The organism is Spirosoma areae (assembly GCF_054781775.1).
The window spans coordinates 62,770-78,714 of sequence record NZ_BAAGTT010000046.1; the positions used below are offsets into that span (position 1 = coordinate 62,770).

Annotated in this window: 9 protein-coding genes; 5 read left to right on the forward strand and 4 right to left on the reverse strand. The window is 51.9% G+C overall.

The genetic code is table 11. The features are described from left to right. Nucleotides 1-28: 28 nt before the first annotated feature. A complete protein-coding gene (gene tamL / locus ACYVI1_RS28140; RefSeq protein ID WP_460914668.1) occupies nucleotides 29-2,443 on the reverse strand; it encodes a translocation and assembly module lipoprotein TamL in 2,415 nt (804 codons plus the stop codon). Between the two features lie 9 nt (nucleotides 2,444-2,452). Next, nucleotides 2,453-7,543 carry a translocation/assembly module TamB domain-containing protein gene (locus tag ACYVI1_RS28145; RefSeq protein WP_460914669.1) on the reverse strand — a complete coding sequence of 1,697 codons (5,091 nt, stop codon included), beginning with the start codon at nucleotides 7,541-7,543 and terminating at the stop codon, nucleotides 2,453-2,455. A 345-nt stretch (nucleotides 7,544-7,888) separates the two neighbouring features. Between ACYVI1_RS28145 and ACYVI1_RS28150 the strand changes: the two genes are divergently transcribed. Together ACYVI1_RS28150 and ACYVI1_RS28155 are read left to right on the forward strand one after the other, a co-directional pair. Continuing rightward, entirely contained in the window at nucleotides 7,889-8,701 is an 813-nt protein-coding gene (locus ACYVI1_RS28150) for a TerC family protein (RefSeq protein WP_460914670.1), read from the forward strand. A gap of 42 nt (nucleotides 8,702-8,743) precedes the next feature. Then, nucleotides 8,744-10,264 carry an NADH-quinone oxidoreductase subunit N gene (locus ACYVI1_RS28155; protein ID WP_460914671.1) on the forward strand — a complete coding sequence of 507 codons (1,521 nt, stop codon included), beginning with the start codon at nucleotides 8,744-8,746 and terminating at the stop codon, nucleotides 10,262-10,264. An 88-nt stretch (nucleotides 10,265-10,352) separates the two neighbouring features. Here ACYVI1_RS28155 and ACYVI1_RS28160 read toward each other — a convergent pair whose 3' ends face one another. Next, nucleotides 10,353-11,207 carry a M23 family metallopeptidase gene (locus ACYVI1_RS28160; protein ID WP_460914673.1) on the reverse strand — a complete coding sequence of 285 codons (855 nt, stop codon included), beginning with the start codon at nucleotides 11,205-11,207 and terminating at the stop codon, nucleotides 10,353-10,355. Nucleotides 11,208-11,421: 214 nt separating this feature from the next. Between ACYVI1_RS28160 and ACYVI1_RS28165 the strand changes: the two genes are divergently transcribed. Together ACYVI1_RS28165 and ACYVI1_RS28170 are read left to right on the forward strand one after the other, a co-directional pair. After that, on the forward strand, nucleotides 11,422-12,399 hold the full coding sequence (locus ACYVI1_RS28165; protein ID WP_460914674.1) for a bifunctional heptose 7-phosphate kinase/heptose 1-phosphate adenyltransferase: 978 nt from the start codon (nucleotides 11,422-11,424) through the stop codon (nucleotides 12,397-12,399). A gap of 138 nt (nucleotides 12,400-12,537) precedes the next feature. Next, complete coding sequence (locus tag ACYVI1_RS28170; RefSeq protein WP_460914675.1) at nucleotides 12,538-13,503, forward strand: VOC family protein; 966 nt, start codon at nucleotides 12,538-12,540, stop codon at nucleotides 13,501-13,503. Between the two features lie 130 nt (nucleotides 13,504-13,633). Here ACYVI1_RS28170 and hemE read toward each other — a convergent pair whose 3' ends face one another. Further along, complete coding sequence (hemE, locus tag ACYVI1_RS28175) at nucleotides 13,634-14,662, reverse strand: uroporphyrinogen decarboxylase (RefSeq protein ID WP_460914677.1); 1,029 nt, start codon at nucleotides 14,660-14,662, stop codon at nucleotides 13,634-13,636. A 128-nt stretch (nucleotides 14,663-14,790) separates the two neighbouring features. Here hemE and ACYVI1_RS28180 point away from each other — a divergent pair, with 128 nt between their 5' ends. Beyond that, nucleotides 14,791-15,897: a glycosyltransferase family 4 protein gene (locus ACYVI1_RS28180; protein ID WP_460914679.1), complete on the forward strand. Its 1,107-nt coding sequence runs from the start codon at nucleotides 14,791-14,793 to the stop codon at nucleotides 15,895-15,897. Nucleotides 15,898-15,945: the final 48 nt, after the last annotated feature.

The window sequence follows — 15,945 nt, forward strand, 5'->3', positions numbered from 1 at the left end:
GATGACAAAAACAAATCTGGAATAAAATTCAGAACGGATACCCAACGGCAATGTTAAACACCAGATTTTGCTTTCGCCAGTCACGATTGCCAAAGTTTATCTGGTCAATAACCCACTCACTGCCATTGGTTTTGTATGGCTTTCGCAGGGGCGTTGCCAGATCGAGCCGGATCAGGAAATACGATAAATCAATACGAATGCCAACGCCGGTGCCGAGGGCAATTTGTTTATAAAAGTCAGATTTGAACAGTTCATTGCTCTCACTGAACTCCGGAATATCATAGTACGTCCAGACGTTACCCGCGTCGAAAAATACGGCTCCTTCGAGGAACTTGTTAAATTTGACCCGTACTTCCGTGTTGGCTTCCAGTTTAATATCCCCCCCGCCTTCCTGAAAGGCAGGCAGGTTACGGATGGTGTCGCGGGTGAACAGGCCCGGCCCGATGGCGCGGGGACGAAAGGCCCGGATGCTGTTAGCTCCCCCAACAAAATATTGTTTCGTAAACGGAATCTGGTAGGTCTCTGAGTTCCCATAAGGAATACCGATGCCTGCAAACAGCCGGTTTGCCCAGGTAATATTCTTGGTCAAACGACGATAGAACCGCGTATCGACATCAAATCGGACATACTGGGCATAAGGGACGCCAAAAACCACTTTTCGTTCCTGATCCGGTTTAATTTCGTGAACGAAAAGACTAACTAAGTTACCCGCCGTTTCAACATTAGCCGTCAGTTTAAACGTAGTTGGTGAAGCCGAACGAGGAGATGAATTATAATTAAACGTATACAGCGTACTCAGAATAAGCTGGTCAGATTTAAACACAGTGTTCTGATATTGCTGCTTAACAATACCCGGCACCAGTGTATCTTCCTGAATATCCCGAAAGCCCTGTCCAATACTACTAATCGGTACATAAACATAGTTGGCATTGAAGGGCTGAAATACGTGCTCGATTTGCTGATTCTGACGCCATGCATAGCCAAAACTTGTCTGAAACGAGTTGATTCGATATAGACCACCCCGTATAATCGTCTGATAGCCCAGCGTCGCGTTGGTTTTTGGCAGGGCCTGCCGCTGGTCATAGAGGAACCGTATGGGGGAAACCAATCGCGGAAAACTCAGCAGTGCATCGGCTCCCAACCGATAGTTCGTTACGTTCTGGTCGCCCCCTCCCACCTGAAATTCAATACCGGCGTTGCCATTGATGGTCAGGAGTTCAGCGCGTTTAAGCGCGTTTCGATTCCGCCAGCTCAGAATCACCTGCGAACCAGTGAAGTTGTTGGAACGCGAGGTGCCGTCAACTTCCACACGAACGGACTTTTTGGGGTAAGGTGTCAGGTAGTAATGCACATCAAGCACCGCCGAGTCACCCTGCTGATCGGGGTCGAAACGGTTACGGACAAATTTAAAGGCGCCGACGTTGATGAAGCGCGACAGGGTTAAGTCCTGCGCCCGGCTGTTGTAGCGTTCTCCAGGCCGCACCGTCACGATGTCGCGGAAGAGTTTCGGATTGAACAGGCGGGTTGAATCGACAACGCGGAACAGCTCTTCAGTCTGGTTAGCCCGGCGTTTGTTGGTGTCAGACTGAGCGGTCGAGAGGTTGTAGTTTGGATAAATAAATACGTCGCGAATCGAATAGGGCACGGCGGCTGCCTCCGGTATGTCGGGCTTGATGTAGAACGTCAGAACCGTGCGGTGCGAAACGGAATCATTGTCGGCCAGCACGCCTAAATAGTCGGGCAGAAAATAATAGAAGCCCCGTTGTTTAATTAACTGACTGATGCGCTCCCGCTCTAATTTGATATTATCGAAGCGATAGGGATCGCCTTTTTTGAAAATCGTTCGTCGTCCGGCAAAGCGCAGCGCTTTCCGAACGGCTGACGAATCGACATAGTAAGCCACCGAGTCGATGTAGAAGCGGGGTTCCACATCGACCATATACACACCTCGTGCTTTATAGCCTTCTTCTTTGAGGCTCCCCGTTACATTTGAACCGAAATAACCTTCATTCTGCAATGTTGCCTTCATGACAGGGATATTCGACGAAATCGCTTTCGCGCTGGCCAGCACCGGCTCCTCGCCGAACTTACGCCGAAACCACGCCCGAAACCCTTTCGGTTTCTTCGGTTCGCCAAACAGGTAATACAAACCAACTTTGTAGGGATAACCGAATAGCTGCTTATTGGGGCGGGGCCGGGCAAGTGCCGTCAATTGGTCTTTTAAGGCCCCCTGATCATCCTTCGAGACCAGGGAGTCGGCCTGCACCACAATGTCGGTACCCGTATAAAGCCGCTCATTGGTGGGCAGGTGTTTGGCAATATTACACGCGTTGAGCAGACACACGATTAACAGCAGGGCGCAGGGAGCAAGGTGCCGGGAGCACCCCCCCGCTATCCCTGCTCGCTGCGCCCTGCGCCCTGCTGTTTTTAACAAGTTGTTCATAACGATTAATCAATTCTGCGCGGGACCCGGCGACCGACGCAGAATATCAGCCAGCGTATTGTAATCGACCGTAATAATGAAGCCTACGCCGGTTTCGATAATGAAGCCATCCAGCACAGCCTGATAGTCGTTACGCCGGTACCCGCGCAATACGTAACGACCATCGCGGGAAAGGTTGTAGTTCAGCGATACGTTATCAAATACTTCATTTGGATTCCGGGTAGCGCTGTTGGCCGCGTTTTCGAGCACAAAATTCCGACCGACGGAAACCGTCAGCCGCCCTTCCAGAAAACTCCGCGACAAGCCCACGTTCAGGTCGGTACGGGCGCCGTTGGTCGTCCCGCCGGTATTGGCGGCACCCGTTTGCGACAAGAGGTTGAAATCAACATCGAAGCCTTTCAGAACGCCCGATGCCAGCCGACCCAACTGCTCGGATATCAACTTGCTTACACTGCTCCGGGCAACGCCTTCGGCCTGGTTATTTAATCCCCCATTGTTTGATCCCGAGAAAAAGTCGGAGGTGTTTTCGGGCAGGAACCGATTCAGAATCAAGAGAGCAAACACCTGCTTATTCATCTGCGACTCGTCCTGACGTAATTTCTTGAGTTTATTCTCGATACTTGTGCCAAATTCACTCGATGCGGCCGCGCTGTTGCCTTCAACTTCCGGCAGTCGGATGTCGAAGTCCAATTTGGGCGCGGCTAAATTATTACTAATGCTCAGGGCCACATTGAACGGAAGTTTGCGGTTGAGCGCTGCCGCACTGACAGTCGTTGACTCGTTACCAATCAGGTCGGAGGGTGAGGTCGACACCTGGTAAATGGCGGTGATGTTGATGTCGGCTTTGAGCGGATCGCCGGCAAAACTGATGTAGCCTCCTTTCTGGATTTTAAACTGACGTTTCAAGACCTGATACGTCAGCGAATATTCGCCCTCCGTTACGTCGTAGCGGCCTAAAACAGTAATCTGTCCGGCAGCGTTGACGCCCACATTAAGCCGGGCGTTTCCCCGCGCCCGCAGGTAGTCGCCATTCAGTTCATCGACCACAATCGTTAATTCGGATTTCTCGTCGGCTTCCAGATCGAGCGAAATGGTTGAGTTACTCAACTCGTCGAACGCCAGCCGGGGCCTTGTTGCCGACGTGTCGCGTTTTGGGCGATAGATGTACTTCGCCAGCGCCAGCGAATCGTTGTGGTCGATGAACGTCACGATCTCGTTGGCTTCGTTCACATCCAGCGACTGGTCGGGCAGCACAAGCGAAATCTTACTGCCATCTTCGAGCCGGACTTTGCCGTTTACCGACGCATTGGACCCGGCTCCTTTGATACGCAGGTCGGCCGTTACGGCTGCTTGCCCATAGGCATAGTCATTGTCTTTTCGGGAAGCATTCAGCACCTGGAAGCGGTCGGCCCGAACGCGCAGGTCATACCCCGCATTGGGTAGATTTCGCAGCACAACTGCGCCATCGGTGGTGAGCGTCCGCCCCTGACTATCGCGCACATTGAAATCTTTCAGGGTGATGGTTTGCCCGGCAAACGTTAGCGTTTCCTGATCGATGTGATACGTCGCATTGAGTTGTTTGATATTAAAGGCAACTGAATCGAAGGCGACGCTTCCGTTTAATTTTGGATTGTCGATAGCGCCCGCCACGCTAAACTCGCCCGTGAGCTGGCCTTCTGCCTGACGCAATTCGCCAAAGCTAAAGGCTTCGATGGTGCGGGCATCTAAGCGGTTCAGTTTAATGACCAGATCGAGTGCCTGCCGGGCGTTCTCAGGATTGTAAAAACCGGTGATGGTGGCATCATTATAGGGACCAGCCAGCGTTGTGTTGACACTGATTCGGCTATCGGAATTATTGCGGAAGCGGGCCGTAAGATTGCCTATTGGTTTATCCATTACCCGCAGACTATCGACATAAATGGAGCCAATAAACGACAGTTGGCTATCCTGACCTACGTAATCCTGCACGACAATAGTGCCGTTAAGCTGGCCACTGGCTAAGGTTGTGTCCTGATCGGCCAGCCGAGCCAGATTGGCCAACTCAATGGCGCGGGCCGTGATACGAATAGGCGCATTGCCATACGGCTCGGTATTGTTTAATTCGAGCGATTGCTGATTGGCAGCAATCCGCAGATTATTGATTCGCACGCCGTCGTTGCCATACTGGGCAAAACCAGTAGTATCCGTTTGCCAGCGTTGATAATTGGTTAACAGCCCATTGCGGGCAAACTGAAATCGGTAATTCGAATCGACAATGCTGAGCGTACCGGCCAGCCCGTGCAAATCCTGATTGATCGAATCTTTGTTAACAGCCGTAAACCGGAACTGGTTATTGACCGCTATTCCGTTCAGATTCGTTTGCCGGATGGTCATGCCATCGTAAAGAATGCCATCGACCTGTCCATCGACCTTTAGCTGGTTGTTGGATCCCCGCAGCGCCAGCGTACTCCCCTGTAGGGTGGTTGTGTCATACACAACAACGCCCGTGCGGAGAGTAGCCGACAGCGTTGTGTCCTTAGCATTATCTAAATAAGCGTTGAGCCGGACAGTATCCAGCCGGGTCAGGGCAGGAACAAAAGCCTGAAGTAACGGATTTTGGTAGGCTTTCAGGTTTAGGGTAAAGGCCGCCGGAGAAGCCACTTTTTTATACGTGAGGGCAGGCAGGGCAATGTATTTACTGATTTCGCCAACCACAACGTCATAAAGCTGGGTGTACTCAAACTGCCCGTTCAGGTTTAACCGCGCGCCCGGCAATTCGGCTACCAAACTCTTCGTCTGCCCATTGGCCGAAAATGCAGCATCCAACGCATCGACCGGATACGCCTTGCCGTTCAAACTCACCACAGCGTCTGTCGCCGAAATCGTACCGACGGGCTTCGCCGGATCGGTGGAGGTCATGTTGAGGAGAATGCGCCCCCTGAGCGACAGCGGGTCTTTGTATAATTTCAGTTTTTGTAGATTCAACTCCTGCACAACGGTTTCGCCTACAACGCTGGGGAACTCGCCCTTGAGACCAACTTTAGTATTTAGGGTCAGGTTAGCATTGGGGTCCTTGAGCGTACCGATAAGGTCGACGATACCATTGGCCAATTTACCTTCGGCGTTCAGGTTCTGGTAGCGATAGCCGCTCAATTCGGCCGACTGCACGGCCAGGTCGAAGCGGGTCGTGAGCGTGTTTACGTCGATGCCACGCCCATCGACCGTAGCCCGGCCCGTTATTTTACCAATGGTTCCGGTTTGCTTGAGCCACTTACCAGCCTCGAAATCGTTAAGTTTCAGGGTCCCTTTATACGTCTGGTTTCTACCGGCAACAAAGCCCGCTAAGCGACCATTAAAATCTGCCGTGCCCCAGTTGGTATTTAGTTTTGTATCTAAAACAAGGTTGTTGAGCTGCCCGTCAATCTTGCCCGTCAGCCGAAGTAGAGAAGGCAGTGCAATGGAGGATGGAATGGACCCTTTGGGAGCCAGTTTGTTGATGTCGGCTAAATTTGTTGTGGCCTGCTGCACTATCATATTCATGCCGAGCCGGTCGGGGTCCGTTACGTTGGTGAGCCGCCCGCTGGCCTGGATTTTCGTTCCCGACAGCATAGTAAGGTCAAACCGGGGAATGTTCAGCGCGGCCAACGTGCCTGTCACCTGAGCGTCGGCCCGGAACACCCCTCCCCGATTGCCCGCAAACGGGGGCGTATCGACCAGAAACGGAGCCAGTTGCAGGACGTCGGCTACCGACAGGCGGCTCTGGCGCAGATTTACCTGCACACTCACCCGCTTCGCAAAACGTGGATCACTCAACTGCCCCAGCGAGTCGTAGCGCAGCACTACCTGATCGCGAAGGAGCGAAGTGGGCGTCTGGATATACAGCTTCGTGAGCATCGTGGTCTGGTCGGTATATAAAACATCACTATCGAATTGTTGCAAAACAAGCCCACTTGTGGCCCGGAAACGCCCGTTGCGGAGTTGCCCGCTGATGCGCTGACCGCGCTTTCCTAAATCCTGATACACGAACGACCGCCCGTCGATGCCCAGATTTCGTAAGTCGAGGTGGCCGTAATCCAGACCCGTTTTTTGCCGGGACGCCGTTTCGTCATCGTACTGAATGCGGTTGTTGGCGAAGCGTACTATGCCAAGTTTAGCCTCCCATCCCGGCTTGTCTACAGTCGTTGCCGTGGTTGCTGCTGGCTTGGTTGCTATTGCTTTTCGGGTGGGCTTTGTCAGCATGACGGCTATATCGCCATTGACCAGATCGAGCGCTTTGATGCCAATCTTCTCTCCCTCCAAATACAAATAATCCGACTCCATAGTCAGTCGTTCAGCGCTGCCCTGCGTTCGAAAATCGGCAGTTTCGACGCGTACATCCCACTTAGCGTGGTTAATCTGCCACTTTCCCAGGGCTAAGTCGAGTGTATCGCCGGGCTGGCTGGCTGGGCTGGGTGGCGTAGGCAACCCTTCGTAGAGTCGTGTATAGGCGTTCAGCCCATTGACGGCTACATCCGATAAGTGGTACGTTGACTTGTATACGTCGGTTTCGCTGAAGTTTGCCCGCAGGCTGTCTACATAGGCGTTAACGTCGGCCCCAACCACATCATCTTTGTAGCGAATGCGAACGTCTCTCAGGGTGATACCCGTCAGGTTAATGGCCATCGGAGTCGACACGGTGTCGGCTGGTTCGGGGCGGTCCGACGCATCGGCGGTTCCTGTGTCGAACGCGTTGAGAATATATTGAAAGTTGAACGTGGTATCGGGCAATGTCCGGTTCAGGTTCAGGCGAATATGTTCCAGTTCGATCTGGTTCAGACTGACGCGGTTGTTGAGCAGACCCCACATATCGAGGTCAACGCGCATTCGGCCACCGCTCATTAAGGTGTCGCCCTGGGGTGTTTTGAAAAATACATCGTCCAGTTCAATCCAGTCGGGAATGGAAAAGCCAACGTGCCCAATCCGAAATGGTGACTGGAGCTTTTGGGCGAGGTAGGAATTTACCTGTTTCGTCACGAATTGCTGACCCCAGGGCGTTGTAGCCACAAGCACGACAAACCCCGCCAGTAAGAGAACGAGAGCAAGCACACCCAGCAAAACACGAACGATTACTTTTGACACCATAAAGCAGGGTCTGATTAGCCTTAAGCCAGTTTATATCGCATCGGGGCGACAATGTTTCTTTTCATAACGACCCTTGGGCAAAATATGTTACGGCTGGTTCCAAAGCTACCCGATGATCACAGGCCGAATATAGCCTATTCGATGATTTTATAGTATCGAGGATGCTTGTACGACCTGCTGTCTATACGCAAATGCCGTACCAACTGTTGCGGCTACCCACCCTAACTTCATGCATCCATTTATCCGGCTGACTAACCTTTTGTCTGATTCGCGGTTCTTTCTTGCATTAGATGTTGCAGACCCGGCCCGAAGCGGGTAATTTTGGGTTTTCACTTCTGTTCAATTATGAGCGACCTCTTTACGGCTGAGTCCATAATCAGTTTATTAACCCTGACATTTCTCGAAATTGTTCTGGGTATCGACAACATCATTTTTATTTCCATAGCTGCCAATAAACTCGGCCGAAAGGATCAGGGCAAAGCGCGAAACATCGGGCTGATTCTGGCCATGGCGTTCCGGTTGGTGTTGCTACTGGGCATTTCAGTTGTTATATCGCTTAGTAAGCCCTTTACGCATATCGATGCAGGCTGGTTTAGGGCAGCCTTTACGGGGCAGAGCCTGATTCTGTTTGGGGGTGGGCTGTTTCTGCTCTACAAAGCCACCTCCGAAATTCACCACAAATTAGAAGGCAGCGAACATAATGAATCGGGTGGCAGCACCAAAGGACAGGCCACCGTTGCCAATGTGGTGACGCAGATTGCCATCACCAACATTGTTTTTTCAATTGACTCCATTCTGACGGCTATCGGTCTGACCCAGAACGTAACGATTATGATGATTGCCGTTATTCTGTCGATTCTGATCATGATGTTTTTTGCCGGACCCGTTGGTTCATTTGTCAATGAACACCCAACCATTCAAATGCTGGGATTAGCGTTCCTGATTATGATTGGGTTCATGCTTGTGGCCGAAGGCGCGCACTTGTCCGACGTGGTTATTTTCAATCAGGAAGTGGGCACCGTGCCGAAAGGTTATCTGTATTTTGCCATTGCCTTCTCGCTCCTGGTTGAATTTCTGAATATTCGACTCCGCAAAAAACAGGACCCCATAACACTTCACCGATACGAAGGCAATCCCGAACACGACGGAATGCTTTAGAGTTTGTTTCAATTACTTGCTCTCCTTAAAAAACGACTGTTTTTGTCCCTAACCGACCAATTAACCGACATTATCAATAGCCTCGGCGGCTTCGGACCGGAGGTGTGGCTGTCAGCCTCATTTTGCGGGTTGCTGGTCGGTGAACTGGTCGGCCTGCGTCGCAATCGGGAACGGGCCCGCCGGTGGTTAGCTTTCCTGAGCGTTGGGGTGGTTTTGGTGGCGGGTGGTTGGGCACTGTTGTTGCCAACGCGCGGCTTTCTGTTCATGCACCTGCTGTTTCTGGATAATCAGGCTGTTTTTATCCAGGTCGTTATCTCCCTGAGCGCAGCCAGTGTAGTACTCTACGAAGCATTAACCTCGTCGGCAGAACCCGGTGTTTCACCGAGGTCAGGGCTGCCGCTGGAATGGTATTCGCTGCTGATTGCCATGACGCTTGGGCTGTTTCTGATGACGCTATCGGTCAATCTGCTCAGCATTTACCTTAGCATCGAACTGGTTTCCATCTGCTCTTACCTGCTAACGGCCCTCACCGCCGACCGGAAAGCGTCGGAAGGCGGCATTAAATACCTGTTGTTCGGGTCTGTTAGTTCGGCGATTATGCTCTACGGGATGTCGCTGCTGTATGGCATGACCGGCACACTCGACCTGACGGCCACCGAATTTGCCGTTGAACTCGCCCGGCAGGATGCCGCCGTGGTGGCCGTTGCCACCCTGCTAACCGGAGCCGGGCTTTTGTTCAAACTGGCCGGGGTGCCGTTTCATATCTGGACGCCCGATGCTTACGAAGCCGCCCCGGTGCCCGTAGCCGCTTTTTTCTCGGTCGCGCCCAAAGCGGCTGCGGTGCTGGTTCTGTTGCGGGTTGTTACGGCCCTGCCCGTCGATTCGCCGGAGGGGAATGCGTCGGTAGCGGCTCTGCAAACGCCGTTGGCGGTGCTGGCATTAGCGGGTATTTTAATCGGGAATCTGTCGGCACTTCGGCAAACCGATGCCAAGCGGTTGCTGGCCTATTCGACCATTGCCCACGCGGGTTTTCTGTTAGTGGGCGTTGTGGCGCTGAATAAAGCCGGTTTTGACGCGGTACTGTTTTATATCGGTACATACCTGTTCATCTCGCTCGCTGCGTTCTTCCTGGTCGATTTGCTGGCTCGCAGTAGCGGCAACGAGCTAACGATTAGTTATTTCGCCGGTTTGGGGTCGAAACAGCCGCTGCTATCCGTTGCGCTCACTGTCGTGATGCTCGCCCTGACGGGCCTGCCCCCGACGGTTGGTTTTACCGCCAAACTCCTGATTTTTTCAGCGCTTTATGATGCCTGGCAGCACACAAGCGATGCCTGGTTGCTGGCCTTATTTGTGCTTGGTTTGCTGAACGCGCTGATTTCGCTGGTCTACTACCTTAAAATTCCATTTCTTCTCTTTTTCCGACCGGCACCTATTCGGCCTGAACAGATTACGGCTGTTCCTCCGCCCAAAGCCGCTGTCTGGCTGGCGGTTGGATTAGTGGTGCCTATACTTATGTTATTTCTTAAACCTGAGTTACTACTCAACTGGTTGACAGGCTGGTAGTATCAGTATTTACAAAAATCAGTGTGCCGGTTAGTCCAGAATGATGTTCTGGACTAACCGGCACACTGATTTTTGATAGCAGCGATTGTTACTGAATCTGGGGCAGGCTACCCGGATCACTCAATAAAACCGAAGGGTCGATACGGGCATTGTGCCAGCGTGTTCCCAAGTGCAGGTGCGGGCCAGTCGCCCGACCGGTTGCACCCACTTCGCCCAATGTCTGTCCTTTTTTCACGCTTGCGCCTTTAGCAACGACAGCCGAACGAAGGTGCAGATACATGGCCACTAAACCATTGCCATGATCGACGTAGACCGATTTGCCGCCAAAAAAATGGTCGGCCACCAGCACCACCCGGCCGGGCGCGGGGCTTACTACCGGCTGCCCTTCGGCAATGGGATAATCGACGCCGGTATGACGATTACGCGGCTTACCATTGAATGTGCGGAAGGCGCCAAAATTGTTTTCGCTCTTAGGCAGTGAACTGGCTGGTGCGGCTAAGGGCAAGTCGAAGTTGGCTTTGGTTTCGCTCCGGCGGAATAAGGGGAGTACCTGATTCTGCTCGCGCCGAACACGGGCTATGTTTTTAGCAGAGACGTCAACGTATTCAAGCTTTGGAAAATCCTTAAAATCTTCCCGGATAAATTCCCGTTTGACAACCTCAAAGCTGCCTCGTTGCCGACGCCCCTGTTTGGTTCGGCGATAGACGCGGTGGGTTCCGATGGAGGCAGCCATATCGACCGGGAAATAGCAGCTACCGCCAACAGCCCGCCAGCTTTTGCTGCCCATACTACACCGAACGCAATCGCCCGCCCAACGAACCACGCTACCCTGCTCGACTTTTGGCGAGGTGCGTTGAGGAGTAGTGGCCGCGTGGGCAACCAACTGGGTGGATAAGGCAACCGAAATAATGAGCAGGCCAATGGATGAAAAGTGTAGTTTCATGGTGAATGTAAATTTGTTAATCAACTAACATCTATACTAAGACTACAATAGCCCTAAAAAGTATTGCCCAGGCGTGTGGCTTTCTTGCCTGGTGACGCATGAACGGAGCAATTGCCGTCCCAACCTTCCCTGCTCATTGCGGAAATCGCTGTTGCTTTTCGTTTCTTTGCAAGCTGAAACAAGTTGCTGTGTGCTTATGAGTCCGGTTTTAGATATGACCCTTGACGAACTGTTTGAGCAGTTCGATAACCTTCGTGTATTAATTATTGGCGATGTAATGCTCGATTCCTACGTGTGGGGGCATGTTGAACGCATCTCGCCCGAAGCGCCCGTGCCGGTCGTTAACGTTGACCGACGCGAACGGCGATTGGGCGGGGCAGGAAATGTGTTGCTGAACGTGCAGGCCCTGGGTGCCGAAGCCATTATCTGCTCCGTCATCGGCACCGACGGCCCCGGCGACCAACTCGAGCAGGAACTCTGCGACCGGGGCCTGAGCTGCAATGGACTCATTCGGAGCAACGACCGGATAACGACCATCAAAGAGCGAATCATTGCCGGGTCGCAGCAGGTAGTGCGGGTGGACACCGAAACCGATAAATACATCACTACCACCGAACGGGCGCAGTTGATTGCCAAAGCCAAAGAGCTGCTGCCAACCTGCCATGTCGTTATTTTTGAAGATTATGACAAGGGCGTTCTGAGCAAAGAAGCCATTGCCGAAATCACTGATTTTGCCAACGAGCAGGGCATTCCGACGGTGGTTGACCCCAAAAAGCGTAATTTTCTGTCATATCAGAACACCACCCTATTCAAGCCGAATCTGAAAGAACTTCGCGAAGGGCTGAAGCTCGATTTTGACGTTGACAATTCCGATGAATTTCAGGCCGCCATTACTCAACTGAAAGAAACATTAAACCTGAGAGGGGCCTTGATTACGCTCTCGGAACGGGGCGTATTTATCGACTTCAACGGCGAAAAACGGAGACTTCCGGCCCATATCCGCAAAATTGCCGACGTGTCGGGCGCGGGCGATACCGTCATTAGCATTGCCGCCTGCTGTGTTGCCCTGAAGCAACCGCCGGGCATCATTGCCGGCCTGTCGAACCTCGGCGGGGGCTTGGTCTGCGAATCGGTTGGCGTCGTGCCGATTGACAAAGCGAAGTTGAAGGCCGAAGCGAAGGAGCATTTGTAATAACCTATGACTCCATCATTCCAAGGCCTTTATGTTCAGTAGGTTATTTTTGCACTAAATGTCTATTATTTTTTGATTAATTAACATAAGACCCGTGGCTGTCGCAAAAGTCTGGAATGGATTCAATAGGCATGAATTGTGAGTCAATTAGGACCCAATCAGATAGCTAAAATTGCCCGTTCAACGAGCTACTCCCAAGCAGGATCGACTTTTGTAACAGCCACGCCACTTATACAACAAGATTTAACTTTTATGGCTGATACCGAGATTGAAAAGTCTACTGAACACCCCTTTATGTCAAGTTCTCTCGCTCCTTGGTTATCGGTTCGGGATAGTAGGCGAGCAGTAGGTTTTTACAAATCTGCATTGGCAGCCGTTGAAACGTATCGCCTGGAAGATTCTGATGGCGGTGTAGTGGCAAAACTCTCTGTTAACGGGGCAGAATTTTGGGTCAGTGAAGAGTCGCCAACTAATCCAGGTCCTCAATCGCTCGGTGGAGGATCTGTCCGGTTAATACTAACTGTAACGAATCCGGATACGGTTTTTGCTCAAGCCTTACAAGCTGGTGGGTCACAAGTCTTTCCGGTAAGCGAAGAACATGGCTGGAGGGTAGGACGTTTGGTCGATCCATTTGGCCATCATTGGGAAATTGGATGTCCAGGCTTATTGCTCCCGGAGAACAAATTTTCACTGGTACAACTCAGTAGATGGATTTTGGGAATTATTCTGTCAGGTGTGCTAACTCTCGGAATAGCCGGTTTGGTCATGCACCATGGAGCACCAGTGGACATGACCAAACTCAGTTGGTTTCAGTACTGGGTTGTTTTTTTAGTGCTTCCATCAATGGCTTTCGGTCTTTTTGTTTTCTTGTGTTGCTTATTGGTGCCCTTTAAGAAGAGGTCAGCAGGCATTTTAGCGATTATTCTCAGCCTTCTTTTTATCAGTTATGGTGTGTATCAGCATTACTCGGATGACGGTTTTTTGGCTAATCAATACATAATCAGGTACACGGGTTTCGTAACCGGTGTAGTGCTTGGATTTTGGATAAGTTGTACCGTATTTGACCTACGCAGGCGTATGTATTATTCTAAGAAACAGCGTTAGCGAGCTGATCGGCCATTTTTTAGTCTAAGTCTCCTAACATAATCTGAGTTGTAGAGCCTATCCAGGAAAAATACAAATCAAGATCACCTAACCTTGATTTGTATTTTTAGAAGTAAAGAAGGCCGAATCCTTAAACGGTTCCCTGTTCCTTCACCGCATCCACAAAACACCGCGCTTTGTCGGGATCGGTATCAGGGTAGATGCCGTGACCGAGGTTAGCGATGTAATGCTGATGCCCAAAACTATTGAACATCTGCTTCACCTCGCGCCGAATCTGGGCGAAATCAGCGTAGAGAACGCAAGGGTCTAAGTTTCCCTGCAACACCCGGTCAGGAATTAACTGCCGCGACTCATGCGGGTCCATGTTCCAGTCCAGTCCCACAACGTCGCAACTCAATTGCCCAATTTCGTGTCGGGCGAAAAACGCGCCTTTGGCAAAAACCGTAACAGGAACGCCCGAAATCAGGTCGCAAATCTGTTTGATATACGGCAGCGAAAACGTGCGGTACTGCTCCGGCGACAAAATGCCCGCCCACGAATCGAAGATTTGTACTAAATCGGCCCCGGCCCGAATCTGAGCCTGCAAATAGGCAATGGTGCTGTCGGTGATTTGCTGAAGCAGGGCGTGGGCGAAATCGGGATCGGTGTAGAGTAGTTTTTTGGCAACCGAGAACGTTTTCGAACCTTTGCCCTCGGTCATGTAGCAAAAAATAGTGAACGGCGCCCCGGCAAACCCGATGAGGGGCACACGGTTGTTCAGTTCTTTTTTGGTTAGTTTGATGGCTTCCAGCACGTAGCCCAGGTCGCTTTCGGCATCGGCCACGCGCAGGCGTCTCAGGTCGGCCCTGTTCCGAACGGTATTTGGGAAAACCGGACCCCGGCTTTCAATCATCTCGTAGGGCAAGCCCATCGCTTCGGGGACGACCAGAATATCGGAGAAGATAATGGCGGCATCCACATCGAAGGCATCGACCGGTTGAATGGTCACTTCGGCAGCTAATTCGGGCGTTTTCGCCAGCGTAATAAAACTCCCGGCCCGCTCCCGAACGGCCCGGTATTGGGGCAGCACCCGCCCGGCCTGCCGCATCATCCAGACCGGAACCCGCTCGGTCAATTCACCCCGCGCCGTGCGGAGCAGCAAATCATTCTGTAAAGTCATAGTGCAAATATCCGAAGGAAGCAACGTGGATAAATGCCGTTGGCTGAATTATTATATAGGTATCCAATCGGCATCTAAGTACGTAGATGTCCTAAGATTTCTCAATTTTACCAAAATTAGGAAATCTAATGCCCGCTCTCTTTATCGACACCGAACGCCTGCGCGACCTGAACAGTGGTTTGGGGCAGGTATGTCTGCACCTCGGCCACGAACTGGTTCGCCAATGCCCTACTGGATGGAAACTAACGTTTTTAGTCCCGAATGGAAAGGCGGGCATCTTTGGCCAGAATGTGAACTATATTGAAGCGTTGGGGCTGAGGAAATGCTGGATTTCGGGCCGGTACAATGTCTGGCATTGTTTGCATCAGGATTCGGTTTATTTGCCTAATCGGCTGTGGAATGGCCCAGCCAGATTGCTGCTGACGGTTCATGACCTGAACTTTCTGGAGCGTCCTGATTATTCGGCTGAAAAAAAATTACGTAAACTGGTTCATTTGCAACGCGCCGTAGACCGCGCCACTGCGTTGACAGCTATTTCCAGCTATACCGCATCGGTAGTAACTGAAAACCTGCAAATTCCGGCATCCAAACCCGTACAGATTATTCACAATGGCGTTGCCGTTAACCAGAATAATGTTCCTGCCGACCCACCCGCTCTTTCACTGCCCGGAGACTCGCTCTCTCGCTCTTTCGCTCTTTCGCCTTTTTTCCTTTTCCTCGGCGTCATTCATCCTAAAAAGAACGTGCATACGCTGCTGCCTCTGCTCGAAGCCTTCCCGGACTATGGGTTGGTGCTGGCCGGGCCAGATGGACATCCCTACGCGCAGCACATCCGCGAACAGGCCCGGAATCTCGGCGTGGCCGACCGATTGCTAATGCCTGGCCCGGTCGATGAAGCCACGAAATTATGGTTCTACGCCCACTGTGAAGCGTTTTTATTCCCCTCACTCTCCGAAGGATTTGGTTTACCCGTTGCCGAGGCTATGACCTTTGGCAAACCGGTGTTCATCTCCAACCTGACCAGCCTGCCCGAAGTGGGCGGAAAAGAAGCGTATTATTTTGAAGATTTCGAGCCGGAGCACATGGCCAAAACACTCCACGACGGCCTGCACGATTTCGGTCAGAATCCACTGCGTCAGGAGCGGATGAAAAAGCGAGCCGCTGAGTTTAGCTGGCCGAGCGTGGCGGGGGAATATTGGGGGGTGTATAAAGCGTTAGCGGGAGAGAAACCTTAAATAGGGAAGTCGGTCGTTTGGGAACGAGAATTTTCCGTGAAGAACTTA